This is a genomic window from Pseudomonas sp. B21-032, assembly GCF_024748965.1.
In the GTDB taxonomy this organism is placed as follows: Bacteria; Pseudomonadota; Gammaproteobacteria; order Pseudomonadales; family Pseudomonadaceae; genus Aquipseudomonas.
The window spans coordinates 4195033-4219957 of sequence record NZ_CP087180.1 but is presented as its reverse complement, the minus strand read 5'-3'; the positions used below and the strand labels follow the sequence as shown (position 1 = coordinate 4219957).

General features: G+C 64.0%; 21 protein-coding genes and 4 tRNA genes. 22 read left to right on the top strand and 3 right to left on the bottom strand.

The features are described 5' to 3' along the window. Positions 1–18: 18 nt before the first annotated feature. A complete protein-coding gene (locus LOY54_RS19350; protein WP_093380610.1) occupies positions 19–903 on the bottom strand; it encodes a LysR family transcriptional regulator in 885 nt (294 codons plus the stop codon). A gap of 130 nt (positions 904–1033) precedes the next feature. On the opposite strand from LOY54_RS19350, the gene leuC reads away from it, so the two are divergent. The 21 genes from leuC (at position 1034) to LOY54_RS19245 (ending at position 20983) form a co-directional block, all read left to right on the top strand. Then, positions 1034–2467, top strand: a complete 1434-nt coding sequence (gene leuC / locus LOY54_RS19345) for a 3-isopropylmalate dehydratase large subunit (protein ID WP_045195116.1) — start codon at positions 1034–1036, stop codon at positions 2465–2467. Beyond that, positions 2464–3108 (top strand): 3-isopropylmalate dehydratase small subunit, encoded by a 645-nt coding sequence (leuD, locus tag LOY54_RS19340; RefSeq protein WP_045195114.1) that lies wholly within the window; start codon positions 2464–2466, stop codon positions 3106–3108. Before leuC ends, leuD begins: the two co-directional genes overlap by 4 nt. Before the next feature lie 64 nt (positions 3109–3172). Beyond that, on the top strand, positions 3173–3937 hold the full coding sequence (locus LOY54_RS19335) for a class I SAM-dependent methyltransferase (protein ID WP_258607620.1): 765 nt from the start codon (positions 3173–3175) through the stop codon (positions 3935–3937). Between the two features lie 53 nt (positions 3938–3990). Then, positions 3991–5073 (top strand): 3-isopropylmalate dehydrogenase, encoded by a 1083-nt coding sequence (gene leuB, locus LOY54_RS19330; protein WP_045195110.1) that lies wholly within the window; start codon positions 3991–3993, stop codon positions 5071–5073. 68 nt (positions 5074–5141) lie between these two features. Beyond that, positions 5142–6254 (top strand): aspartate-semialdehyde dehydrogenase, encoded by a 1113-nt coding sequence (asd, locus tag LOY54_RS19325; protein WP_258607619.1) that lies wholly within the window; start codon positions 5142–5144, stop codon positions 6252–6254. 160 nt (positions 6255–6414) lie between these two features. Beyond that, positions 6415–7425, top strand: a complete 1011-nt coding sequence (locus LOY54_RS19320; protein WP_258607617.1) for an aspartate-semialdehyde dehydrogenase — start codon at positions 6415–6417, stop codon at positions 7423–7425. A 70-nt stretch (positions 7426–7495) separates the two neighbouring features. Further along, positions 7496–10234, top strand: coding sequence for a FimV/HubP family polar landmark protein (locus LOY54_RS19315; protein WP_258607615.1), 2739 nt, complete (start codon positions 7496–7498; stop codon positions 10232–10234). 120 nt (positions 10235–10354) lie between these two features. Beyond that, positions 10355–11179 carry a tRNA pseudouridine(38-40) synthase TruA gene (truA, locus tag LOY54_RS19310; protein WP_184959567.1) on the top strand — a complete coding sequence of 275 codons (825 nt, stop codon included), beginning with the start codon at positions 10355–10357 and terminating at the stop codon, positions 11177–11179. Between the two features lie 61 nt (positions 11180–11240). Beyond that, positions 11241–11861, top strand: coding sequence for a phosphoribosylanthranilate isomerase (locus LOY54_RS19305; protein WP_045195103.1), 621 nt, complete (start codon positions 11241–11243; stop codon positions 11859–11861). 279 nt (positions 11862–12140) lie between these two features. Beyond that, positions 12141–13061, top strand: coding sequence for an acetyl-CoA carboxylase, carboxyltransferase subunit beta (gene accD, locus LOY54_RS19300; RefSeq protein WP_045195100.1), 921 nt, complete (start codon positions 12141–12143; stop codon positions 13059–13061). After that, on the top strand, positions 13058–14365 hold the full coding sequence (gene folC, locus LOY54_RS19295; RefSeq protein ID WP_258607613.1) for a bifunctional tetrahydrofolate synthase/dihydrofolate synthase: 1308 nt from the start codon (positions 13058–13060) through the stop codon (positions 14363–14365). The genes accD and folC overlap by 4 nt, the downstream gene beginning before the upstream one ends. Continuing rightward, positions 14349–15017, top strand: coding sequence for an SPOR domain-containing protein (locus LOY54_RS19290; protein WP_213603602.1), 669 nt, complete (start codon positions 14349–14351; stop codon positions 15015–15017). The genes folC and LOY54_RS19290 overlap by 17 nt, the downstream gene beginning before the upstream one ends. Positions 15018–15116: 99 nt before the next feature. Next, positions 15117–15671, top strand: coding sequence for a CvpA family protein (locus LOY54_RS19285; RefSeq protein ID WP_045195095.1), 555 nt, complete (start codon positions 15117–15119; stop codon positions 15669–15671). Between the two features lie 41 nt (positions 15672–15712). Further along, entirely contained in the window at positions 15713–17218 is a 1506-nt protein-coding gene (purF, locus tag LOY54_RS19280; RefSeq protein WP_010223267.1) for an amidophosphoribosyltransferase, read from the top strand. A 15-nt stretch (positions 17219–17233) separates the two neighbouring features. Then, the gene (locus LOY54_RS19275; RefSeq protein ID WP_258607611.1) at positions 17234–18445 is read left to right on the top strand and encodes an O-succinylhomoserine sulfhydrylase; all 1212 of its coding nucleotides are present in this window, start codon (positions 17234–17236) and stop codon (positions 18443–18445) included. An 11-nt stretch (positions 18446–18456) separates the two neighbouring features. Then, positions 18457–19215: an SDR family oxidoreductase gene (locus LOY54_RS19270; RefSeq protein WP_177329148.1), complete on the top strand. Its 759-nt coding sequence runs from the start codon at positions 18457–18459 to the stop codon at positions 19213–19215. Positions 19216–19423: 208 nt separating this feature from the next. After that, positions 19424–19499: transfer RNA gene (locus LOY54_RS19265), tRNA-Val, on the top strand. Positions 19500–19575: 76 nt separating this feature from the next. Further along, positions 19576–19652 (top strand) — tRNA-Asp (locus tag LOY54_RS19260). Positions 19653–19751: 99 nt separating this feature from the next. Continuing rightward, positions 19752–19828 (top strand) — tRNA-Asp (locus tag LOY54_RS19255). Between the two features lie 111 nt (positions 19829–19939). Then, positions 19940–20016: transfer RNA gene (locus tag LOY54_RS19250), tRNA-Asp, on the top strand. 217 nt (positions 20017–20233) lie between these two features. Then, on the top strand, positions 20234–20983 hold the full coding sequence (locus tag LOY54_RS19245) for an SDR family oxidoreductase (RefSeq protein WP_258607610.1): 750 nt from the start codon (positions 20234–20236) through the stop codon (positions 20981–20983). A gap of 8 nt (positions 20984–20991) precedes the next feature. On the opposite strand, the gene LOY54_RS19240 is transcribed toward LOY54_RS19245, so the two are convergent. Beyond that, the gene (locus LOY54_RS19240; protein WP_309475653.1) at positions 20992–22545 is read right to left on the bottom strand and encodes a methyl-accepting chemotaxis protein; all 1554 of its coding nucleotides are present in this window, start codon (positions 22543–22545) and stop codon (positions 20992–20994) included. Positions 22546–22811: 266 nt separating this feature from the next. On the opposite strand from LOY54_RS19240, the gene LOY54_RS19235 reads away from it, so the two are divergent. Continuing rightward, complete coding sequence (locus LOY54_RS19235) at positions 22812–23681, top strand: DUF2242 domain-containing protein (protein ID WP_258607609.1); 870 nt, start codon at positions 22812–22814, stop codon at positions 23679–23681. A 203-nt stretch (positions 23682–23884) separates the two neighbouring features. Here LOY54_RS19235 and LOY54_RS19230 read toward each other — a convergent pair whose 3' ends face one another. Then, positions 23885–24925, bottom strand: coding sequence for an AraC family transcriptional regulator (locus tag LOY54_RS19230; RefSeq protein WP_045195083.1), 1041 nt, complete (start codon positions 24923–24925; stop codon positions 23885–23887).

Here is a 24925-nt window from a genome sequence, read left to right as displayed (position 1 = left end):
GTGTGCCCGGGTACTACCTCAGTGGTTCAAGGGGCTTGCATGGCTGTCGAGCAATGCCATAAAGGCCCTGGCGGCATTCGATAACGTTCGTTCGGTGTGCAGAATGTAGCCTAGCTGGCGCGACAGCTGTATGCCCGGCAAGGCGATGGGCGCAACCTGCTCGTCGAGCATAGTACGCGGCAGCACGCTCCATGCCAGGCCGATGGAGACCATCATCTTGATGGTTTCCAGGTAGTTGGTGCTCATGGCGATGTTCGGCGTCAGGCCCTGGGCTTCGAACAGGCGCTGGACGATATGGTGTGTGAAAGTGTTACCACCGGGGAACACCGCCGGATGGTGGGCAATGTCGGCCAGGCTGACCGCGCCTTTGCGTGCCAGCGGGTGCTCTGGGGCGGCGACGAAGTCCAGCGGATCGTCCCATACCGGCACGGCACGCACCAGATGGTGCGGCTCCGGGGCCAGGGTGATGACGGCGATCTCTGCGCGGCCATGGAGGATTTCTTCGTAGGCAACTTCCGAGTCGAGAAACTGGATATCCAGCGCCACCGCCGGGTACTGGCGGGTGAAGGCTCGCAGCAGCGGCGGCAGGCGGTGCAGGCCGATGTGATGGCTGGTGGCCAGGGTCAGGCGCCCGCTGACTTCGCCGGTAAGGTTGGTCAGCGCCCGGCGGGTGTCGTCCAGCACATTGAGGATCTGGTAGGCGCGCGGCAGCAGGGCACGCCCGGCCTCGGTCAGGTTGACCTCGCGGCCGAGGCGGTCGAACAGGCGCACATCCAGTTGCTGCTCAAGGCCGGCGATGCGTTTGCTGATTGCCGGCTGGGTCAGGTGCAGGCGCTCGCCGGCTCCGGAAAAGCTGCCGGTCTCGGCAATCGCGATAAAGGCATTGAGGTTGGCCAGGTCCACTACTCGAATTCCTTTTGGTTATCCAAAGCATAAAAATTATGAATTTGAGTTATTCAATCTACCGGCATAGCATCGTCCGTACAAGCCAAGGGGTTATTGGCATAGAAAGACGCTGATGAGGAACAGTCTGATGGCCGGCAAAACGCTTTACGACAAGCTCTGGGATTCGCATTTGGTCAAGCAGCGCGACGATGGTTCGGCGCTGATCTACATCGACCGTCACATCATTCACGAAGTGACGTCGCCGCAAGCCTTCGAAGGCCTGCGTCTGGCCAATCGCAAACCCTGGCGCATCGATGCCAACATCGCCACGCCTGATCACAACGTGCCGACCACCCCGGAGCGCAAGGGCGGTATCGATGCCATTGTCGACCAGGTCTCGCGCTTGCAGGTTCAGACCCTCGATGAAAACTGCGACGAGTATGGCATCGTCGAATTCAAGATGAATGACGTGCGTCAGGGCATCGTCCACGTCATCGGCCCGGAGCAGGGCGCGACCTTGCCGGGCATGACCGTGGTCTGCGGCGACTCGCACACCTCGACCCACGGTGCCTTCGGCGCCCTGGCCCACGGTATCGGTACGTCCGAGGTCGAGCACGTGCTCGCTACCCAGTGCCTGGTGGCCAAAAAGATGAAGAACATGCTGGTGCGCGTTGAAGGCACATTGCCGTTCGGCGTCACCGCCAAGGACATCGTCCTCGCCGTGATCGGCAAGATCGGCACCGCCGGCGGCAACGGCCATGCCATGGAATTCGCCGGCAGTGCGATTCGCGAGTTGTCGGTCGAAGGGCGCATGACCATCTGCAACATGTCCATCGAAGCCGGCGCCCGGGTAGGTCTGGTGGCCACCGATGAAAAAACCGTCGAGTACGTCAAGGGCCGCCCCTATGCACCCAAGGGCGAGCAGTGGGCGCAAGCGGTCGAAGCCTGGAAAGACCTGGTGTCCGACGCCGATGCTGTGTTCGACACGGTGATCGAGCTGGACGCTGCACAGATCAAGCCGCAGGTCAGCTGGGGCACCTCGCCGGAGATGGTCCTGGCCGTCGACCAGCGCGTACCGGACCCGGCTGCCGAGGCCGATCTGGTCAAGCGTGGCTCGATCGAGCGGGCGTTGAAGTACATGGGCTTGAATGCCAACCAGGCGATCACCGACATCCAGCTCGACCGGGTGTTTATCGGCTCTTGCACCAACTCGCGCATCGAAGACCTGCGCGCCGCCGCCGAGATCGCCAAGGGCCGCAAGGTGGCCGCGACCATCAAGCAGGCGATCGTGGTGCCGGGCTCGGGCCTGGTCAAAGCCCAGGCCGAGAAAGAAGGCCTGGACAAGATTTTCCTCGAAGCGGGCTTTGAGTGGCGTGAACCGGGTTGCTCGATGTGCCTGGCGATGAACCCCGACCGCCTGGAGAGTGGTGAGCATTGTGCCTCGACCTCTAACCGCAACTTTGAAGGGCGTCAGGGCGCCGGTGGCCGTACCCACCTGGTGAGCCCGGCCATGGCCGCCGCCGCCGCCGTTACCGGCCGTTTTGTCGATGTACGCGAGTTGATCCAAGGGAGCGCAGCATGAAAGCCTTTACCCAGCACACCGGCCTTGTCGCGCCATTGGACCGTGCCAACGTCGACACCGACCAGATCATTCCCAAGCAGTTCCTGAAGTCGATCAAGCGCACCGGCTTTGGCCCCAACCTGTTCGATGAATGGCGTTACCTGGATGTCGGCCAGCCGTACCAGGACAACAGCAAGCGCCCGCAGAACCCGGATTTCGTGCTCAATCACGCGCGTTATCAAGGTGCCAGCGTGTTGCTCGCCCGCGAGAACTTCGGTTGTGGCTCAAGCCGTGAACATGCGCCGTGGGCCCTGGAAGAGTACGGCTTTCGCAGCATCATCGCGCCGAGCTATGCCGACATCTTCTTCAACAACAGCTTCAAGAACGGCTTGCTGCCGATCATCCTCAGCGATGAGGAAGTCGACGAGCTGTTCAAGCAGGTTGAAGCCGATCCGGGTTACCAGTTGAGCATCGACTTGCAGGCTCAGACCGTGACCCGCCCGGACGGCAAGGTGCTGACCTTCGAGATCGATGCATTTCGCAAGCACTGCCTGCTCAACGGCCTGGATGACATCGGCCTGACCTTGCAGGACGGCGATGCGATTGCCGCCTTTGAAGCCAAGCACCGGGCCAGCCAGCCCTGGTTGTTTCGTGACGCTTGATTGATGCCAATCGCGGGGCAAGCCCGCTCCCACATGCCCCGCGATAAGGCCCCAGGAGATGCAGATGACCAGCACCACCCATAAGGACGTCGTCCAGCGCCAGTTCGGCGAACAGGCCAGTGCCTACCTGAGCAGCGCCGTGCATGCCCAGGGCAGCGAGTTCGCCCTGTTGCAGGCCGAACTTGCCGGCCAAGGCCGGGCACGCCTGCTGGACCTTGGCTGTGGCGCCGGCCATGTGAGTTTCCACGTTGCCCCGCTGGTGCGTGAAGTGGTGGCCTACGACCTGTCGCAGCAGATGCTCGACGTGGTCGCCGCTGCCGCCGCCGAGCGTGGCTTCGAGAACATCGTCACCGAACGTGGCGTCGCCGAGCGCCTGCCGTTCGCCGATGCATCGTTTGATTTCGTCTTCAGCCGCTACTCGGCGCACCACTGGAGCGACCTGGGCCTGGCGCTGCGGGAAGTGAAGCGGGTGCTCAAGCCCGGCGGCGTGGCAGCCTTCATCGACGTCATGTCGCCGGGCAGCCCGTTGCTCGACACTTACCTGCAGAGCGTCGAGGTGCTGCGCGACACCAGCCATGTACGCGATTATTCGGCCAGCGAATGGCTGCAGCAGGTCAGCGAAGCCGGCCTGTTCACCCGCAGCCACAACCGCCAGCGCCTGCGCCTGGAGTACAACTCGTGGGTCGAGCGCATGCGCACCCCCGAGGTGATGCGTGGCGCCATCCGCCAATTGCAGCAGGCGATGGGCGAAGAAGTACGGCAGTATTACCAGATTGAAGCCGACGGCTCGTTCAGCACCGATGTCGTGGTGCTCTGGGCCGAACGCTAGGTTTTTTCCGGCAGGCCAACAGGGCGTGCCGCTTGAATTGAATAGAGGAAAGCATGAGCAAGCAGATTCTGATTCTTCCAGGTGATGGCATCGGTCCGGAAATCATGGCCGAGGCGGTCAAGGTGCTGGAACTGGCCAACGACAAGTTCCAGCTCGGTTTCAGCCTGGAGCACGACGTCATCGGCGGCGCCGCCATCGACAAGCACGGCGTGCCGCTGGCCGACCAGACCCTGGAGCGCGCACGCAAGGCCGATGCCGTGCTGCTCGGCGCCGTTGGCGGGCCGAAGTGGGACAAGATCGAGCGCGACATTCGCCCTGAACGCGGCCTGCTGAAAATCCGCTCGCAACTGGGCCTGTTCGCCAACCTGCGTCCGGCGATTCTCTACCCGCAACTGGCCGACGCTTCGTCGCTCAAGCCAGAAATCGTCGCCGGCCTGGACATCCTCATCGTTCGCGAGCTGACCGGCGGCATCTATTTCGGCGCACCCCGCGGCACCCGCGAGCTGGAAGGCGGCGAGCGCCAGTCCTACGACACCCTGCCATACAGCGAGAGCGAAATCCGCCGTATCGCCCGGGTCGGTTTCGACATGGCCCGCGTGCGCGGTAAAAAACTCTGCTCGGTCGACAAGGCTAACGTCCTGGCCTCCAGCCAGCTGTGGCGCGAGATCGTCGAGGAAGTCGCCAAGGACTACCCGGACGTCGAACTCAGCCACATGTACGTCGACAACGCCGCCATGCAACTGGTGCGTGCGCCCAAGCAGTTCGACGTGATGGTCACCGACAACATGTTCGGCGACATCCTGTCGGATGAGGCTTCCATGCTCACCGGCTCCATTGGCATGCTGCCATCAGCGTCGCTGGATGCCGACAACAAGGGCATGTACGAGCCTTGCCACGGCTCGGCACCGGACATCGCCGGCCAGGGCATCGCCAACCCGCTGGCGACCATCTTGTCGGTGTCGATGATGCTGCGTTACAGCTTCAACCAGCAGGCGGCAGCCGAGGCCATTGAAAAGGCCGTCAGCCTGGTATTGGATCAGGGGCTGCGTACCGGCGACATCTGGTCGGACGGTTGCAGCAAGGTAGGTACGCAGGAAATGGGCGACGCAGTAGTCGCAGCGCTGCGGAATCTGTAATCTCTCGGGCCCGCTGCTGTTTTTCCTAGTGAAGCAGCGGCCCACTTTTTAGCAAAGGTGTAGTTGCGATGAAACGTGTAGGTCTGATCGGTTGGCGCGGTATGGTCGGTTCCGTGCTCATGCAGCGGATGCTGGAAGAGCAGGATTTTGATCTTATCGAGCCGGTGTTCTTCACCACCTCCAACGTCGGTGGCCAGGGTCCGGCAGTGGGCAAGGATATTGCTTCACTCAAGGACGCTTACAGCATTGAAGAGCTCAAGACCCTCGATGTGATCCTGACCTGTCAAGGCGGCGACTACACCAACGAAGTCTTCCCCAAGCTGCGTGAAGCCGGCTGGCAGGGCTACTGGATCGACGCCGCCTCCAGCCTGCGCATGCAGGATGATGCGGTCATCGTTCTCGACCCGGTCAACCGCAAGGTCATCGACCAGCAGCTCGACGCCGGTACCAAGAACTACATCGGCGGCAACTGCACCGTCAGCCTGATGCTGATGGGCCTGGGCGGCCTGTTCGAAGCCGGCCTGGTCGAGTGGATGAGCGCCATGACCTACCAGGCAGCCTCCGGCGCCGGTGCGCAGAACATGCGCGAGCTGATTCGCCAGATGGGCGCGACCCACGCCGCGGTCGCCGATGACCTGGCCAACCCGGCCAGCGCCATCCTCGACATAGACCGCAAGGTTGCCGAGGCCATGCGCAGCGACGCCTACCCGACCGAGAACTTCGGCGTGCCGCTGGCCGGCAGCCTGATCCCGTGGATCGACAAAGAGCTGCCTAACGGCCAGAGCCGTGAAGAGTGGAAGGCCCAGGCCGAGACCAATAAGATCCTCGGCCGCTTCAAGAGCCCGATCCCGGTCGACGGCATCTGCGTGCGCATCGGCGCCATGCGTTGCCACAGCCAGGCACTGACCATCAAGCTGAACAAGGACGTGCCGATTGCCGACATCGAAGGCATGATCAGCCAGCACAACCCTTGGGTGAAGCTGGTGCCGAACCAGCGTGAAATCAGCATGCAGGAGCTCAGCCCGACCAACGTCACCGGTACCCTGAACATCCCGGTGGGTCGCCTGCGCAAGCTGAACATGGGTTCCCAGTACCTGGGCGCCTTCACCGTTGGTGACCAGCTGCTGTGGGGCGCGGCCGAGCCGCTGCGGCGCATGCTGCGCATCCTCCTGGAGCGTTGATCGCCAGGCAGTGTTGAACCCAAGCCCGTGCTGGAAACAGCACGGGCTTTTTTGTGGGTGGTCCACGCTGTGGGAGCGGGGTTGACCCGCGATTCAGGTGTTCCGCGCATGAGAATCCAAGTAAAGTGCCGCTCCCGCCGTTTCAGCAGAGGATTTTTCCATGAGCCAGCCTATTGATATCGCCGTTATCGGTGCCACCGGTACTGTCGGTGAAACCCTCGTGCAGATCCTCGACGAGTGCGATTTCCCGGTCGGCACCCTGCACCTGCTGGCCAGCAACGAATCGGCGGGCAGCGGCGTGATGTTTCGCAGCAAGAGCCTGCGCGTGCGCGAGGTCGACAGCTTCGACTTCAGCAAGGTCAAGCTGGCCTTCTTCGCCGCCGGCCCGGCAGTGACCCGCAGCTTCGCGCCACGGGCCCAGGCGGCTGGTTGCGCAGTCATCGACCTGTCCGGCGGCTTGCTGGCCGAGCAGGCACCGGCGGTGGTGCCGGAAGCCAACCCGGCAGTGCTCGACAGCCTCAAGGCGCCGCAGCAACTGAGCAGCCCAAGCGCCGCAGCGATTGCCCTGGCGGTAACCCTGGCGCCCCTTAAGGGCTTGCTGGAGCTTGAGCGCATTAATGTCACCGCGTGCCTGGCGGTCTCGGCCCAGGGTCGCGAGGCGGTCAACGAGCTGGCCCGGCAGACCGCCGAGCTGCTCAACGCCCGCCCGCTGGAGCCGCGCTTCTTCGACCGGCAGATGGCCTTCAACCTGTTGGCCCAGGTCGGTGCCAGCGATGCTGACGGCCATGGCGCCCTTGAACGCCGCCTGGTCAGTGAGTTGCGCGAAGTGCTCGGCTTGCCTTCACTGAAGATTTCGGTGACCTGCGTTCAAGTCCCGGTGTTTTTCGGCGATAGCTACAGTGTGTCCGTGCAAAGCCGCACGCCGGTCGACTTGGCGGCGGTCAACGCCGCACTGGAAGCCGCTGACAGCATCGAACTGGTGGAGGAGGGTGATTATCCGACGCCGGTGGGTGACGCAGTGGGCCAGGACGTGGTCTATGTTGGACGGGTACGGGGTGGAATCGACGAGGTTGAGCAGCTCAACCTCTGGCTGACCACCGACAATGTGCGCAAAGGTGCGGCCCTGAACGCGGTCCAGCTGGCGCAATTGTTGATAAAAGGCCTTGTGTAAAAGATACTTGCCGACAATTTGCTCCACTTGTTCTCGCTTGCCGGGGAAGGTTCATTCAAAGGAAGAGGTCATGCTTCGAATTCGCAAACTGGTCTTAGCAATAGCCGCGGCGTCGGCGCTGTCGTCCGGTATGGCGCATGCCCTCGGGTTGGGCGAGCTGACCTTGAAGTCAGCGCAGAACCAGCCCCTGGATGCCGAGATCGAACTGCTCGATGTCCGCGACCTGACCGCGGCCGAAGTAGCGCCGAGCCTGGCGCCGGCCGAAGAGTTCGCCAAGGCCGGTGTCGAGCGCCAGGCGTTTCTCAATGACCTGACCTTCACCACGGTGATCAACCCCAACGGCAAGAGCGTGTTGCGGGTGACCTCGAGCCAGCCGCTGCCGGCGCCGATGGTCAAGTTCCTGGTCCAGGTCATGTGGCCGAGCGGTCGCCTGCTGCGCGACTACAGCGTGCTGGTCGACCCGGCCAAGTTCAACGCTCCGGCCGGGCAACCGGCGCCGGCCGGCGTTGCGCCTGCGGTAACCGCGGCCAACTACACCACCGTGCGTCGCGACACCCTGTGGGAAATCGCCTCGAAAGCCCGTCAGGGCGGGTCGGTGCAGCAGACCATGCTGGCCATTCAGGCGCTGAACCCGGATGCCTTCATCAACGGCAACATCAACCTGCTGAAAACCGGCCAGGTCTTGCGCCTGCCCGATCAACAGCAGATCACCAGTATCCCTCAGGCCCAGGCCGTTACCGAAGTGGCCGAGCAGTACGCTGCCTGGCGCGAAGGCCGGCGCCTGGGCCCGCGCGCACGCCAGCTGGACGCCACCCGGCGCAGCGGCACCGAGGCGGCGCCGGCACGTATCGCCAACCAGGACAACCTCAAGCTGGTCGCACCCGGCAGCAAAGGCGCTGCGGGCAGTAAAGGTCTCAACGACAAGCTGGCTGTGGCCCAGGAAAGCCTGGACACCAGCCGACGTGACAATGAAGAGCTCAAAGGCCGCATGGCCGACCTGCAGAGCCAGCTGGACAAACTGCAGCGCCTGATCGCGCTGAAAAACGACCAACTGGCCAAGCTTGAAGCCCAGGGCGCCGCTGGCGCGCCGGCGCCTGAAGCTGCCGCGGCCCAGCCGCCGGCCATTGCCGCCGAGTTGCAGCCGGCTCCTGCCGAACCGGTGGTCACCCCGGCACCGGCTGCGGTCGATACCGCACCGGTTGATCCGGCGCAGCCTGCTGCCGACCAGGCACCGGCCGACTCGAACAAGATGCTCGACGATCTGCTCGGCAACCCGTTGTTGCTGGCGCTGATCGCCGGTTCCGCGTTGTTGGTGCTGTTGCTTCTGCTGCTGTTGCTGGCACGCAAGCGCAAGGCCGACCAGGAAGCGGAAAAACACCTGCGCATGGCCCGCGCCCTGGCCGAAGAGGGCGAGCGCGCCCCAGACCTGGACCTGCCGCCAAGCAGTTTTGAAGGCCTGGACATCGCGCCGCCGAGCGTGACCCTGGCACCGGCAGTGGTCGCGGCATCTGCCGCCGCCGCCACAGCCGCCGCCTTGCCTGCCGAAGAGCCGGCGCCTGTGGTGGCGGAGCCAGCGCCGAGCAAGCCGGTGCAAGGCCCGATTGCCGCGCCATTGGTTGCTCCGGCGGCCAGCCCGGCAGCCCCGACCGGCGACGCTGTGCTCGACGAAGCAGAGTTGAGCATTGCCCGTGGTCGCCTCAATCACGCTGCCGAACTGCTCGAACCTGCGGTTGCCGCAGCCCCTGAGCGCAGCGACCTGCGCCTGAAACTGATGGAAGTCTATGCCCGCCAGGGCGATCGCGATGCCTTTGTCGGCCACGAGCGGCAGCTGATTGCCACCGGCCAGAACCATGCCGATGTCGAAGCCCTGAAAAACCGCTTCCCGGCCATGCTCGCCGTCGCGGCGGCGGGCGTCGGCGCGGCGGCGCTGGCGGCCGAACTGGATGCCCAGTATGTCCAGGAGCTGCTGCAGGACGAGGCGCCAGCCGAACCGCCGGCAGAAGCCGAACCAGCCGTCGAGCCAGCCGTTGAGCCAGAAGCAGAGGCCGAGCCTGAACCTGAACCTGAACCTGTGGTTGAAGAATCGCTGGCCGAGCCTGAGTCTGTTCCTGAAGACGACCTGGACAGTGCCTTCGACCTGAGCCTGGATGACGACCTGCAAGGCCTGGAGCTGGACGCGCCGCCACTGCTCGACGAGCCCTCGCTGGCTGTTGAGGCGCCACAAGCCGAAGCAGTCGCGAGCGAAGCCAGCCCGGCGCAACCGGACTTCGACGCCTTGCTCGCAGAGCATCTTGCCGAGCCTGAGCAGGCCCTGGACGACCTCGCCGATTTCGACCTCGATGTCGCTGGCGACGAGCCGGCGCTGGCGCCGAACAGCGAGACCGTCGATATCGCCGCAGAGCTTGCAGCGTTCGATGAAACCATGCCCGAGTTCGACCCGCTGAGCGAGCTGGACCTGCCGGAAGACTTCGACCTGTCGCTGTCGCTGGAGGACTCGCAGGCGGATAAAAACTTTGCCTCGGAGCTCGATGACGTCAACGCCGAACTCGACAAGCTGTCGCAAAGCCTTGAGCAGCCGTCGATCGAGCCGCACTTCAGCGAAGCGGACGCCGCGATCAGCGACGACCTCGACGATGATTTCGACTACCTCGGCGGCGCCGATGAAGTGGCCACCAAGCTCGACCTGGCCCGGGCCTATATCGACATGGGCGACCATGACGGTGCCCGCGACATTCTCGACGAAGTGCGCAAGGACGGCAGCGATGCCCAGCGCCAGGAAGCCGACGAGCTGCTCTCGCGCCTGGTCTGAGTTCACCCTGTGTAAAACCAACGGCAGCCCAAGTGGCTGCCGTTGTCGTTATAATTGCCGCCATCTGCTAAACCGACAGGCTGTATCCCCTTGGAAATCATTGATAACGCGGCTGCCGAAGTGGCCGCCGAAGGCTTCTTTCGTATCGCCCTGGGCGTTGAGTACAAAGGTTCGCGCTACCGCGGCTGGCAGCGCCAAGCCAGTGGCGTGGCAAGCGTGCAGCAAACCCTCGAAGAAGCCTTGTCGCGGGTGGCCGATTCGCCGGTCACCCTGCACTGTGCCGGGCGCACCGATGCCGGCGTGCATGCCTGCGGCCAGGTGGTGCATTTCGACACCCAGGCGGTGCGCAGCATGAAGGGCTGGACCATGGGCGCCAACATCAACCTGCCGCACGACATCAGCGTGTCCTGGGCCAAGCAGATGCCGGCGCACTTCCATGCGCGCTTCAAGGCCATTGCCCGGCGTTACCGCTATGTGATCTACAACGACCAGATCCGCCCGGCGCACCTGGGCGAAGAGGTGACCTGGAACCACCGGCCGCTAGACGCCGAGCGCATGGCCCTGGCCGCCGAGTACCTGGTCGGCACCCACGATTTCAGTGCTTTTCGCGCCGGCCAGTGCCAGGCCAAGTCGCCGGTCAAGAACCTCCATCACCTGCGTGTTACCCGCCACGGCCAGATGATCGTCCTCGACATCCGTGCCAGCGCCTTCCTGCACCACATGGTGCGCAACATTGCCGGTGTGCTGATGACCATCGGCGCTGGCGAGCGCCCGCCGGAGTGGGCCCTGGAAGTGCTGCAAAGCCGCGAGCGGCGCGCCGGCGGGGTGACCGCGCATCCGTATGGGCTGTACCTGGTGCAGGTCGAGTACCACGACGAGTTCGAACTGCCCGAGCGTTACATCGGCCCACACTTCATTACCGGCTACGAGGCATTGACGGGCTGACGGCCCGCAAGCCATTTGCTAACATCCGGGACTTTCCGCTTTCTGCTGAGGTTCACAGGTCATGAGCGCCGTTCGCAGCAAAATCTGCGGCATTACCCGCATCGAGGATGCGCTGGCCGCAGCCGAGGCGGGCGCCGATGCCATCGGCCTGGTGTTCTATGCCAAGAGCCCGCGGGCGGTCGATGTGCAGCAGGCGCGGGCGATCATCGCCGCCTTGCCGCCGTTCGTCACCACCGTCGGCCTGTTCGTCAACGCCAGCCGTTGCGAGCTGACGGAAATCCTCGAAGCGGTGCCGCTCGACCTGCTGCAGTTCCATGGCGATGAAACCCCGGCCGATTGCGCAGGTCACAACCGTCCATGGATCAAGGCCTTGCGGGTGCGCCCGGGCGACGACCTGGAGGCCAGCTGCAAGCGCTACAGCGGTGCCAGCGGCATTCTTCTCGATACCTACGTGGCCGGCGTGCCCGGCGGTACCGGCGAGGCGTTCGACTGGTCGCTGGTGCCTGCGCAACTGAGCAAGCCAATCATCCTCGCCGGCGGCCTGTCGCCGGATAACGTCGCCCAGGCCATTGCGCAGGTGCGGCCTTATGCGGTGGATGTCAGCGGCGGCGTGGAGCAGGCCAAGGGCATCAAGGACCCGGCGCGGATCGAGGCGTTTATCCGCGCGGTCAAGCAGGCGTGAAAGCGCTGCGTGCTGCGGATGTGACGGCTGGCCGCGCGCCATCGTCCATAGCTTTCGCAGCCCGGTGCTGCCGGATCGCGCCCATGGGCCGGTCGAAATTAGCGGGTGACGCCACGGGCGTCGCCCTTACAGGTTGACGAGGGTGCGGTATCGGGGTGGCTCGCTGCAGGCGGGCGCCGGAGCCGCATCTTCATCGCGTCATACACGAATTGAGCTCAAGGGCATACGCGCGAGCCGGCAGCCATAGCCTGCCGGTCGCCGCTACTGGAGAAAGAAAGCATGAGCAACTGGTTAGTAGACAAACTGATCCCTTCGATCATGCGTTCCGAGGTGAAGAAGAGTTCGGTCCCTGAAGGCCTGTGGCACAAGTGCCCGTCCTGCGAGGCCGTGCTGTATCGTCCGGAGCTGGAAAAGACCCTGGATGTCTGCCCTAAGTGCAACCATCACATGCGTATCGGCGCCCGCGCCCGTATCGACATCTTCCTCGATGCCGAAGGCCGCGCCGAGCTGGGCGCTGACCTGGAACCGGTCGACCGCCTGAAGTTTCGCGATGGCAAGAAGTACAAGGACCGCCTGACTGCTGCCCAGAAGCAGACCGGCGAGAAAGACGCACTGATCTCCATGAGCGGTACCCTGCTGGGCATGCCGATCGTGGTCAGCGCTTTCGAATTCTCCTTCATGGGTGGTTCGATGGGCGCCATCGTCGGCGAGCGTTTCGTCCGTGCCGCCAACTACGCCCTTGAAAACCGCTGCCCGATGGTCTGCTTCTCGGCCTCCGGTGGTGCGCGCATGCAGGAAGCGCTGATCTCGCTGATGCAGATGGCCAAGACCTCCGCAGTACTGGCACGCCTGCGCGAAGAAGGCATCCCGTTCATCTCGGTGCTGACCGATCCGGTCTACGGCGGCGTTTCTGCCAGCCTGGCGATGCTTGGTGATGTCATCGTCGGTGAGCCCAAGGCGCTGATCGGCTTTGCCGGCCCGCGGGTGATCGAGCAGACCGTACGCGAGAAGCTGCCAGAAGGCTTCCAGCGCAGCGAGTTCCTTCTGGAGCACGGCGCCATCGACATGATCATCCCGCGTCAGGAGCTGCGTCAGCGGCTGGGCAACCTGCTGGCCCAGATGATGGGCCTGCCGACGCCCACGTTCGTCGCCCCGGTGATCGAGCCGATCGTCGTGCCGCCGGCGCCTGCCACCGTATGACCCAACGTACCCTTGGCGACTGGCTCGCCTACCTCGAGCAGTTGCATCCGTCGGCCATCGACATGGGCCTGGAGCGTTCGCAACAGGTCGCTGCGCGGCTCGGGCTGGGCCAGCCGGCGCCACGGGTAATCACCGTGACCGGCACCAACGGCAAGGGTTCGACCTGCGCCTTCGTTGCCGCGTTGCTGCGCGCCCAGGGCCTCAAGGTCGGCGTCTACAGCTCGCCGCACCTGCTGCGCTACAACGAGCGGGTGCAGATCAACGGCGCTGAAGCCGGCGATGAGCAGCTGTGCGAAGCCTTCGCCGCGGTTGAAGCGGCCCGCGGCGACATCTCCCTGACCTACTTCGAAGCCGGTACCCTGGCGGCGTTCTGGCTGTTCAAGCAGGCGGCGCTCGACGCCGTGGTGCTCGAAGTCGGCCTGGGCGGACGCCTGGATACCGTCAACATCGTCGATGCCGACCTGGCGCTGGTCACCAGCATCGGCGTTGACCATGTCGACTACCTGGGCGACACCCGTGAGTTGGTGGCCTTCGAGAAGGCCGGGATCTTCCGCCAGGGCAAGCCGGCCCTGTGTGGCGACCTCAATCCGCCGCAGCCGTTGCTGGACAAGGCCCGCGCCCTGAACAGCCCGCTGTTTTTGCGCGGTCGCGATTTCGACCTGGCCAGCACTGACCAGTACTGGCAGTGGCGTGGGGTCAATGCCCGTGGCGAGGTGGTCGAGCTGCAGGATTTGCCGCTGCTCGACCTGCCGATGGAAAACGCCGCGTTGGCATTGCAGGCCTACCTGTTGCTCGACCTGCCGTGGGATGCCGGGCAGATTGCCGAGGCCCTGCGCAGCACGCGCATGGTCGGCCGCCTCGATCGGCGAGCCTTTACCTGGCAAGGCAAACCTTTGACTATCCTCATGGATGTCGGGCACAACCCGCATGCTGCCGAGTACCTGGCTCAGCGCCTGGCCACCCGGCCGCTTTCGGGCAAGCGCCTGGCGGTGTTCGGTTTGCTCGCCGACAAGGACCTCGACGGCGTGCTCAAGCCGCTGCAGCACCAGGTTCAGGCCTGGGCCGTGGCGCCGCTGGACACCGCCCGCAGCCGGCCGGCTGCCCAGTTGCAGGCGGCGCTGACGAACCTTGGCGCTGCGGTGCAGTCTTACCCCAGCGTCGCCGCCGCCCTGGAAGGGCAGTGCGCGCAGGCGACGGCGGATGACGAAATCCTGCTGTTCGGATCATTTTTCTGTGTCGGCGAAGCCCTGCAGTGGCTCGACCGGCAGGCCACGGAGGACGGGGCAAATGGCATTGCTGGATAAAGTGGTCAAGCAACGCATGGTCGGGGCGCTGGTGCTGGTGGCGCTGGCGGTGATCTTCCTGCCGATGCTGTTCTCGCGCGAAGACGAAATGCGCCAGGTGCGCGTCGAAGCCCCCGAGGCACCGGCTGCGCCGACCCTGCCGCAAGTGCAGGTAGAGCCGGTGCAGGTCCCCGAGCCGCAGGTAGTGCCTGAAGAGCCGCTGATCGTCGAGCAGGCCACGGCACCGGTGCAGGCGCCAAGCACGCCGATTGCCCCGGCGCCGGCCGCCACGCCGCTGCCGACACCGGCCCCGGCCGCACCGGCTGTCGCGGCAAAACCGGCGACGCCAGCGCCCGCCAAGGTAGAAGCCAAGCCGGCAGCCACCGTCGCCGCTGCGACCAAGCCTGCTGCGGGCAAGATCGACGCCAATGGCCTGCCGGTCAGCTGGTCGATTCAGATGGCCAGCCTGGCCAACCGCGCCAGCGCCGACAACCTGCAGAAAACCCTGCGCAGCCAGGGCTACAACGCTTATATCCGTTCGGCCGAAGGCATGAACCGGGTGTATGTCGGACCGTTGATCGAGCGCGCCGAGGCCGAGCGCCTGCGCGATGTGATCAACCGCCAGCAGAAGCTCAAGGGCTTTGTCGTACGCTTCCAGCCCGAGCGCAGTTGAACCCTTGCCGCCCGGCCCGTACCGGGCGGTAAATCACTGCTTACCGACAGCCCGTTGCTCTGGTAAAATGCGCCGCCTTATCCGTTTGCAGGCAACACTGTGGCATTTACCTGGGTCGACTGGGCGATTCTCGCGATCATCGCCATTTCTTCGCTGATCAGTCTCAAGCGCGGCTTTGTCAAAGAGGCCTTGTCGCTGCTTACCTGGATCATCGCCGGTGCCGTGGCCTGGATGTTCGGTGGCTCGCTGTCGCAGTACCTGGAAGCTTATATCCAGACGCCTTCGGCCCGGGTCATCGCCGGATGCGCCATTCTTTTCGTCGCCACCCTGCTGGTGGGGGCCATGATCAACTTTCTCATCGGCGAGCTGATTCGCGTCACCGGGCTGTCCGGGACCGATCGCTTCCTGGGCATGGCCTTCGGCGCCGCCCGCGGGGCCTTGCTGGTGGTCGTGGCGGTCGGGCTGTTGAGCCTGGGGCCGGTACAACAGGATCAGTGGTGGCAGGAGTCTCGCCTCCTGCCACAATTTCTATTGGTGGCTGACTGGTCGAAAAACCTCATTCTGGGGTTCACCAGTCAGTGGCTAGCCAGCGGGATCAGCGCACCGGCTGATCTCCCGTTCCAGGAACAGCTGCTGGGGCCCAAAACGCCTTGAGCGCTTTTCAATCCAGTTTCATTAAGTAGGGGTTGCGTCGCATGTGTGGCATCGTCGGTATCGTCGGTAAGTCGAACGTCAATCAGGCGCTGTATGACGCGCTAACCGTCCTCCAGCACCGCGGCCAGGACGCTGCCGGTATTGTGACCAGCCATGATGGCCGGTTATTCCTGCGCAAGGACAACGGCCTGGTCCGTGACGTATTCCAGCAGCGCCATATGCAGCGCCTGGTCGGTCACATGGGTATCGGCCACGTGCGCTACCCGACCGCGGGCAGCTCGACCTCGGCCGAGGCCCAGCCGTTCTATGTCAACTCGCCCTACGGCATCACCCTGGCGCACAACGGCAACCTGACCAACGTCGAACAGCTGGCCAAGGAGATCTACGAGTCCGACCTGCGCCACGTCAACACCAGCTCCGACTCGGAAGTGCTGCTCAACGTCTTCGCCCATGAGCTGGCGGTGCGTGGCAAGCTGCAACCGACCGAAGAAGACGTGTTCGCCGCAGTCACCGACGTGCACAACCGTTGCGTTGGCGGTTACGCGGTGGTGGCGATGATCACCGGCTACGGCATCGTCGGTTTCCGCGATCCCAACGGTATCCGCCCGATCGTCTTCGGCCAGCGTCACACCGACGAAGGCGTCGAGTACATGATCGCTTCCGAAAGCGTCTCTCTGGACGTGCTGGGCTTCACCCTGATCCGTGACCTGGCGCCGGGCGAAGCGGTGTACATCACTGAAGAGGGCAAGCTGCACACCCGTCAGTGCGCGACCAACCCGCAACTGTCGCCGTGCATCTTCGAACACGTCTACCTGGCCCGCCCTGACTCGATCATCGACGGCGTCTCGGTGTACAAGGCGCGCCTGCGCATGGGCGAGAAGCTGGCCGAGAAGATCCAGCGCGAGCGCCCTGACCACGACATCGACGTGGTCATCCCGATTCCCGACACCAGCCGCACCGCAGCGCTGGAGCTGGCCAACCACCTGGGCGTCAAGTTCCGCGAAGGCTTCGTCAAGAACCGCTACATCGGCCGTACCTTCATCATGCCCGGCCAGGCCGCGCGCAAGAAATCGGTACGCCAGAAACTCAACGCCATCGAGCTGGAGTTCCGCGGCAAGAACGTGATGCTGGTTGACGACTCGATCGTGCGCGGCACCACCTGCAAGCAGATCATCCAGATGGCCCGCGAAGCCGGCGCGAAAAACGTCTACTTCTGCTCGGCCGCCCCGGCGGTGCGCTTCCCTAACGTCTACGGCATCGACATGCCGAGCGCCCACGAGCTGATCGCGCACAACCGCAGCACCCAGGATGTCGCCGAGCTGATCGGCGCCGACTGGCTGGTCTACCAGGACCTGCCGGACCTGATCGAAGCGGTCGGCGGTGGCAAGATCAAGATCGAGCATTTCGATTGCGCAGTGTTCGACGGCAAGTACGTCACCGGCGACATCGACGAAGCCTACCTGGACAAGATCGAGCAGGCGCGCAACGACGCCTCCAAGGTCAAGAACCAGGCGGTCAGCGCGATCATCGACCTCTACAACAACTAAGTTAGGAGCAGCGGCATGACACAGGAATGGGATGCCGGGCGCCTGGACAGCGACCTCGAAGGGGTCGCTTTCGACACGCTGGCGGTACGCGCCGGCCAGCATCGCACGCCGGAAGGTGAGCACAGCGATCCGCTGTTCTTCACCTCCAGCTATGTGTTCCGTACGGCGGCCGATGCCGCCGCGCGGTTCGCCGGCGAGGTTCCAGGCAACGTCTATTCACGCTACACCAACCCCACCGTACGCGCGTTCGAAGAGCGCATCGCCGCCCTTGAAGGCGCCGAGCAGGCGGTTGCCACCTCCACCGGCATGTCGGCGATCCTCTCGACCGTCATGGCCCTGTGCAGCGCCGGCGACCATGTGCTTGTGTCGCAGAGTGTCTTCGGTTCGACCATCAGCCTGTTCGAGAAGTACTTCAAGCGCTTCGGCGTGCAGGTCGACTACGTGCCGCTGACCGACCTGGCCGCCTGGGACCAGGCGATCAAGGCCAACACCAAGCTGCTGTTCGTCGAGTCACCGTCCAACCCGTTGGCGGAGCTTGTGGATATTGCTGCCCTGGCTGAAATCGCCCATGCCAAGGGCGCGCAGCTGGTGGTCGACAACTGCTTCAGCACCCCGGCCTTGCAGCAGCCGCTGAAGCTGGGCGCCGACATCGTCGTGCATTCGGCGACCAAGTTCATCGACGGCCAGGGCCGTTGTATGGGCGGCGTGGTTGCCGGGCGCAGCGAGCAGATGAAAGAAGTGGTGGGCTTTCTGCGCACCGCCGGGCCGTCGCTGAGCCCGTTCAACGCCTGGATCTTCCTCAAGGGCCTTGAGACCCTCAACCTGCGCATGCGCGCCCACTGCGCCAATGCCCAGGCGCTGGCCGAATGGCTGGAGCAGCAGGACGGTATCGACAAGGTCCACTACGCGGGCCTGCACAGCCATCCGCAGCACGAGCTGGCCAAGCAGCAGATGAGCGGCTTCGGTGCAGTGGTGAGCTTTGAGGTCAAGGGCGGCAAAGAGGGCGCCTGGCGCTTCATCGATGCCACCCGGCTGATTTCGATCACCGCCAACCTGGGTGACAGCAAGACCACCATCACCCACCCGGGCACCACCTCCCACGGCCGCCTGTCGCCGCAGGAGCGTGAGGCCGCCGGCATTCGCGACAGCCTGATCCGGGTTGCCGTGGGGCTGGAAGACGTCGCTGACCTCAAGGCCGACCTGGCCCGCGGGCTGGCGGCACTGTGATCGACTGGTCGGTGGGCGACAGCAGCCATAACGGCCGCGTCGCCCTGGTCACCGGTGCGGCGCGGGGCATCGGCCTGGGCATTGCCGCCTGGCTGATCAGCGAAGGCTGGCAGGTGGTGCTCACCGACCTCGACCGGGCCCGTGGCGCGAAAGTGGCCAAGGTGCTGGGTGACAACGCCTGGTTCGTCGGCATGGATGTCGCCGACGAAGCCCAGGTAATGACCGGCGTGGCCGAAGTGCTGGGCCAGTTTGGCCGGCTCGACGCCCTGGTATGCAACGCGGCGATTGCCGACCCGCACAACACCACCCTCGAAAGCCTGAGCCTGGCCCACTGGAACCGGGTGCTGGCGGTCAACCTCGGCGGCCCGATGCTGCTGGCCAAGCACTGTGCGCCGTACCTGCGCGCCCATTGCGGGGCGATCGTCAACCTGGCCTCCACCCGCGCCGGGCAATCGGAACCCGATACCGAGGCCTATGCCGCGAGCAAGGGTGGGCTGCTGGCCCTGACCCATGCCCTGGCCATGAGCCTGGGCCCGGAGATTCGCGTCAACGCCGTCAGCCCCGGCTGGATCGACGCCCGTGATCCTGCCCAGCGCCGTGCCGAACCCCTCAGCGAAGCCGACCATGCCCAGCATCCGGCGGGCAGGGTAGGGACGGTAGAAGACGTAGCGGCGATGGTGGCCTGGTTGCTGTCGCGCAACGCCGGCTTCGTCACCGGCCAGGAATTCGTAGTCGACGGCGGCATGACCAAGAAGATGGTTTATCGGTAGCGGCAAGCGGCAAGCGGCAAGCGACAAGCGACAAGCGACAAGCTTCAAGCTTCAAGACGTCCGCGTTGTGCTTTTGATTTTGCTTTTTCTTGTAGCTTGCAGCTTGAACCTTGAAGCTGTTTTTTTCACCCCTGTGAAAAAAACTTCAATCAGGCTATTGACTTAGGTTCGATACCTGCGTAAATTTCGCCACCTCAGCGAAGCACACGGGTGATTAGCTCAGCCGGGAGAGCATCTGCCTTACAAGCAGAGGGTCGGCGGTTCGATCCCGTCATCACCCACCACTTCCTGAGATGTTCCTGACCCGACACTTTCGCAAGAAGGTGTTACCAGAGAGGAACCGGACGCAAGTCCATATGCGCAGCGGTAGTTCAGTCGGTTAGAATACCGGCCTGTCACGCCGGGGGTCGCGGGTTCGAGTCCCGTCCGCTGCGCCACTTTTCTCCAGATCGGTTTAATGACCGGTTTGAGGTTCCAGGGCCAAACAGCCTTGTAGCCAGATCCCAGTTTCAAGCGGGCGCAAGCCTGTACGATACGCAGCGGTAGTTCAGTCGGTTAGAATACCGGCCTGTCACGCCGGGGGTCGCGGGTTCGAGTCCCGTCCGCTGCGCCATCTTCGCTTCGAGGCCCTTGAACTCCTCGAAGCAACAAAGAGAGCGACCTGAGGTTGCTTTTTTTGTGCCCGGGATTTGCAGCCTTTGCGCAGCCCGGGTGAGCACGACACGCAGCGGTAGTTCAGTCGGTTAGAATACCGGCCTGTCACGCCGGGGGTCGCGGGTTCGAGTCCCGTCCGCTGCGCCATATTGCAGTACCAGAGAAAGCGACCTTCGGGTCGCTTTTTTTGTGCCGAAATTTTGGCACCGTGGTACGGCCATCACCGGCAAGGCCGGCTCCCACTCTGTGGGAGCGGCGGTACGACGCCTCGACTTGCCCCGCGATGCTTTTCAGGCCTGCTTGGTCTGCATCCAGTCCGCACAAGCGGTATGCTAGCGCCTCAAGTCTTCCACTGAGGTTCAGGATGAACAATCTTCAAGACTCGATCGCGGTCATCACCGGTGCCGGACGCGGCCTGGGTGCCGCGTTGGCCATCTCCCTGGCCGACGCTGGTTGCAAGGTGGTGCTCTGTGGCCGCAACGAAGCAGCCCTGGCCCAAGTCGCTGCCACGATCGAAACCCGCACCGCTCAACTGCCATTGACTGTCCAGGTCGATCTCGCCGACAGCGCCAGCGTTACCCAGGCAACGCAGGCCATCAGCCAGCGCTTCCCCACTATCGATCTGCTGATCAACAACGGCGCCATGTGGCTGGAGCACAACGAGGAAGGTTATTCCCCTGAAGAGGTCCACGGCGTGATCAACGCTGCGGTCACCGGTACCTTTCTCTTCACCCAGGGCTTGCTGGCCTCTCTGCGTCGCTCTCAGCGCCCGGACATCGTCACCATAGGCTCGATCAGCGCGCTGCCCAATGCCGCCTTGCACAGCGTCTCAGTGCCGTTCTACGCCGCCAAGCAGGCCCAGCGTGCACTGGCAGAAGGGCTGCGCCAGCAACTGGCCGGTACGCCGATCCGTTCGCTGTGCGTGCACCCGCCGTACCTGGACGACATCTGCCCGACGCAACCGGCCTGGGAGGCCGCCGCCCAACGCCAGAAAGGCGAGCGCGGCACCAACCGTGACGTGGTCGAGGCCGTGCTGTTTGCCGTGACCCGGCCGCGGCATGTGAGCCTGTCGTCGATCGTTATTGACAGCGACGACGGCGGCCTGTTCGGCTGACTTACCGGTTACACCCGAAAGCGCGCCACCAGCTGTTGCAGTTCACTGCCCAGGCGCGCCAGTTCCACCGACGAAGCCGCCGTCTGCTGCGACGCGGTGGACGACTGTTCGGCAACGTCGCGCACGCTGAGCACACTGCGGTTGATCGATTCGGCGACGCTGCTCTGCTGTTCGGCGGCGGTGGCGATCTGCAGGTTCATGGTCTGGATGCCGGTCACGGTCTGGGTGATGGCCTGCAGCTCGATACCGGCCTGGTTGGCCAACTCCACAGTACCGCCGACCTGTTGCTGGTTGGCGTGCATCATTTCGGCGGCTTTCTGCGCGCCTTGTTGCAACGACAGGATCAGCGACTCGATCTGCGCTGTTGATTGTTGTGTGCGCTGGGCCAGCCCGCGCACTTCATCGGCGACCACGGCAAAGCCGCGCCCGGCCTCACCCGCGCGCGCCGCCTCGATGGCGGCGTTGAGCGCCAGCAGGTTGGTCTGTTCGGCAATGGCGTTGATCACCGTCATCACGGTGCCGATGCGCTCGCTTTCTTGCGACAATTGGCTGACCGCACTGGCGCAATTGCCGATGTCGTCGGCCAGCTGGCCGATCTGGCTCAGGGCCTGCTGCACTACGCGGTTGCCCTGTTTGGCCTGGCTGTCGGCCTGGTGCGTGGCTTCGCTGGCTTCTTCGGCGTTACGCGCGACTTCCTGGACGGTGGCAACCATCTCGCTCATTGCCGTGGCCACCTGGTCGGTTTCGACCTTCTGGCTGGTGATGCCGGCGCTGGTCTGTTCAGTGATGGTCGACAGCTCCTCGGCGGCGGTCGACAGCTGGCGGGTGACATGCCCGGCCTGGCCAAGCATCTCGCGCAGGTTCTCGCCGCTTTGCGCCAGCGCCTGCAACAGCTGGCCGAATTCGTCGCGGCGTGGTTCGCTGGCAGTGTTGGTCAGGTCGCCTTGGCCAATGCGCCGGGCAATTTCCACCGCCTGGCGCAGCGGCTGGGTGACCTGGCGGATGATCAGCGCACTGATCAGCACGCCCAGCACCAGGGCTGCGAGCAGCAAGCCCAGCATCAGGCTGCGGCTGTCGCTGGATTCCTCGGTGCTCTTCTGGTTCTGCAGGGTGATCAACTGGTTGATCGCCTCCAGGCCCTGATGCACGGTCTGCAGCAACTGGTCATGCAGCTTGCTCTGCAGCAGGGTGCCGCCGCTGGCCGCCTTGAGTTGCTCGAACTGTTGCAGGTACTGCTTGAGATCATCGCCAGTGGCCTTGAGCAGGCGCTGCGAGTCGGCATCGGGCAGGGCGCCGAGGTTTTCCTCGACCAGGCGGCTGGCCTCCTGGTGGGCCTGTACCAGCTGGCTGGCGAAGCTGCCTTCGCGGCGTTGCTCGAAGCTCAGCTGGGCGGCGCGCATTTCATTGAGGTTGTCGAGGATGTAGTTGACCGACACCAGGCGATCGGCGCGCTGGGTCAGGGTGTTCAAGCTGTTGATGGCGGTAATGGCGAGTAGCGCCATCAGTACCAGAATGGGCGCAAAGCCAAGCAGCAACTTGATTTTCACAGATAGGTTTTTCACCGAGATAACTCCTGTCGACCGGTAGGTGGTGATGGCTAGTTGCCAGCGTAGTCGTAGAATGGGCAGGGCAAAAGTCGGATGGGTCCGATCTGTTCGTAGGGCTCGAGCGAAGGATTTGTGGGTTTATCGACCAATGGTCAAACCCCGGCATCAGGGGCGATCACTGGCCCCTTGTATGAATTTTCTGCGGTGATTGCCCGCCTGTGGTTTCAGCATTCCGTCGATGTGTTGCACAATAGGCGCCGACCGTTTCCTCAGGATTTGCAATGTCAAAGTCAACCGTCTGCGGTGCGCTCGGGCTGGCCCTTGTGCTGGCGGGTGTTTCCGGCTGTTCTTCGAAGAAAGCTGCCATTTACGAACACGAGAATTTCGACGACTCGGGTACCTTCTCGCGCAGCTTTGCGGTGAGTGAAGCCGGTACCTGCGAAGCGGCGCGCCGTGCCTTGCTCAGCCAGGGCTATATCATCACCAGCAGCGACGCTGGCCAGGTCAATGGCAACAAGAGCTTCCAGCAGACTGGCGATTCGCACCTGCAGATCAGCTTCAACGTGGTCTGTGCCCGCGACAGCGGCGACGAGCAGCGCTCGACCATGTTCGCCAACGCCCTGCAGGATCGCTATGCGCTGAAAAAATCCAACACCTCGGCCAGCCTCGGCGTCGGCGTGCTGGGTTCGGTGTCGATGCCGATCGGCTCCAGTGACGATTCGATGGTCAAGGTTGCCAGCGAGACCGTGACCTCGGCCAAGTTCTACGAGCGTTACTTCGCCCTGGTGGAAAGTTTCCTGCCCAAGGAAACCAAGAAGAAGGCTGAGGCAAAGCCTGCAGCCAAGCCAGCGGTGGAGCTGGGTGTGCCCGAGACCGCGCCGGCAGCACCAGCGGCCGCCCTGGCTCCGGCTCCGGTTGAAGCACCAGCGGCTGCAGCGGCTGGCGTACCGGTCAGCGAACCGTCGCCGGCCCCGACGGCGGAAGTGCCGGCCGCACCGGTGGTGGATGACAGCAGTGGCTCGCAGCCGGTGCCGCCGCCCGCCGAAGCTGCGCCGATCAGCGTCCAGGACAGCAGCACGCCGGCACCCGTAGAGCCGACCCCGACCATCGCCCCGGTAGCACCGGCCAGCAGCGAGCAGGCGCCGCTGTAAATTCGCCCGTCTCTGCTACGTTGTTTTGATAAGCGTCATTGTCATTTTTCTTTCATCGCGGCACTTTAGGCTCGTTGATGAATCAATGACATGAATGAGAAACAACGGAGCAGACGATGGACGACTATCAAGAAGAACTACTCGAATACCGCGCCATTGAGCTCGACCCGGTCGAGCCAGCCGAAGACGCTACCGAGCTGTAATCAGCCGGTACGCCGCTGGCTGCGGCGAAACTCGCCCGGGGTGATGCCGTTCCAGCGCTTGAACGCGCGCTGAAAAGCCTCCGCCGAGGCAAACCCGAGCAAGTAGGCAATCTCGCCAAAGGCCAGTTCCGTGTCACGGATATAGGTCATGGCCAGATCGCGCCGGGTATCGTTGAGGATGGCGCGAAACTGCGTGCCTTCCTCGGCCAGCTTGCGCCGCAGGGTCCAGGTCGGCAATTGCAGGTGCCTGGCCACTTCCTCCAGATCCGGTTCCCGTCCGCCATTCAATAGCGGCCCCAGCAGGTGGGCGATGCGCTCGCCCAGGCTGCGTATGCGCGTGCGTTGCTCAAGCTCGGCCTCACACAGTTGCAGCAGGTGCTGCCAGGTGCTCGGACAGTGCGCCGGGTTGCGCAGGGCCAGGTTGGCGCGGCTCAGGCGCAGTTGATTGGTGGCGGCGCCAAACTGCACCGGGTTGCAGCTCAAGGCCTGGTAGTGGGCGGCGTAGGCGGGCGCCTCGAACTCGATCTCGACCCGTTCGGCCAGCAGCATCGTACCCGCCAGGCTCGACAGCTGCGCCAGCCAGCCGGCCAGCAGCGAATCCACCACGAAGCGGTTATAGGCGTTGTACGGGCTGATCGAATAGAACCGTAGCCAGGCGCCGCTGCTGTCTTCATGAAAGCTTGAGTGCCCGCGGTAGTTGGCCGCGTACAGCGGCTCGAAGCGCAACAAGGTGCGCGCCGCTTCGCCCACGGTGGGTGCTTGTGCCGCAGTGACGCCGGCCAGGCCGGCCTGGCCCAGGCGGCTGATGTGGCCCATGTGCAGGCCCAGGGCCGGGTCGCCGGTCAGTTCGATGGCGGCATGGCCCAGGTGCATATAGCGCGGGATCGACAGGCGCGCGCCGGCTTCGGCCAGGCGCGCTGGCTCCAGGCCGTAGCGGGCGAGCAGGGCCGTAGGATCGATGCCGCGTTGCTGCAGGGTTTCGCTCAGCGGCTGGATAAAACCGACCGACAGGTCGCCCAGGCGCACGCGGGGACGGTTCAT

Excerpts from the sequence above, each read along its gene's own strand:
- leuC (WP_045195116.1), top strand. The coding sequence starts at position 1,034 with ATGGCCGGCAAAACGCTTTACGACAAGCTCTGGGATTCGCATTTGGTC.
- leuD (WP_045195114.1), top strand. The coding sequence starts at position 2,464 with ATGAAAGCCTTTACCCAGCACACCGGCCTTGTCGCGCCATTGGACCGT.
- LOY54_RS19335 (WP_258607620.1), top strand. The coding sequence starts at position 3,173 with ATGACCAGCACCACCCATAAGGACGTCGTCCAGCGCCAGTTCGGCGAA.
- leuB (WP_045195110.1), top strand. The coding sequence starts at position 3,991 with ATGAGCAAGCAGATTCTGATTCTTCCAGGTGATGGCATCGGTCCGGAA.
- asd (WP_258607619.1), top strand. The coding sequence starts at position 5,142 with ATGAAACGTGTAGGTCTGATCGGTTGGCGCGGTATGGTCGGTTCCGTG.
- LOY54_RS19320 (WP_258607617.1), top strand. The coding sequence starts at position 6,415 with ATGAGCCAGCCTATTGATATCGCCGTTATCGGTGCCACCGGTACTGTC.
- LOY54_RS19315 (WP_258607615.1), top strand. The coding sequence starts at position 7,496 with ATGCTTCGAATTCGCAAACTGGTCTTAGCAATAGCCGCGGCGTCGGCG.
- LOY54_RS19305 (WP_045195103.1), top strand. The coding sequence starts at position 11,241 with ATGAGCGCCGTTCGCAGCAAAATCTGCGGCATTACCCGCATCGAGGAT.
- accD (WP_045195100.1), top strand. The coding sequence starts at position 12,141 with ATGAGCAACTGGTTAGTAGACAAACTGATCCCTTCGATCATGCGTTCC.
- folC (WP_258607613.1), top strand. The coding sequence starts at position 13,058 with ATGACCCAACGTACCCTTGGCGACTGGCTCGCCTACCTCGAGCAGTTG.
- LOY54_RS19290 (WP_213603602.1), top strand. The coding sequence starts at position 14,349 with ATGGCATTGCTGGATAAAGTGGTCAAGCAACGCATGGTCGGGGCGCTG.
- purF (WP_010223267.1), top strand. The coding sequence starts at position 15,713 with ATGTGTGGCATCGTCGGTATCGTCGGTAAGTCGAACGTCAATCAGGCG.
- LOY54_RS19275 (WP_258607611.1), top strand. The coding sequence starts at position 17,234 with ATGACACAGGAATGGGATGCCGGGCGCCTGGACAGCGACCTCGAAGGG.
- LOY54_RS19245 (WP_258607610.1), top strand. The coding sequence starts at position 20,234 with ATGAACAATCTTCAAGACTCGATCGCGGTCATCACCGGTGCCGGACGC.
- LOY54_RS19235 (WP_258607609.1), top strand. The coding sequence starts at position 22,812 with ATGTCAAAGTCAACCGTCTGCGGTGCGCTCGGGCTGGCCCTTGTGCTG.
- LOY54_RS19230 (WP_045195083.1), bottom strand. The coding sequence starts at position 24,925 with ATGAACCGTCCCCGCGTGCGCCTGGGCGACCTGTCGGTCGGTTTTATC.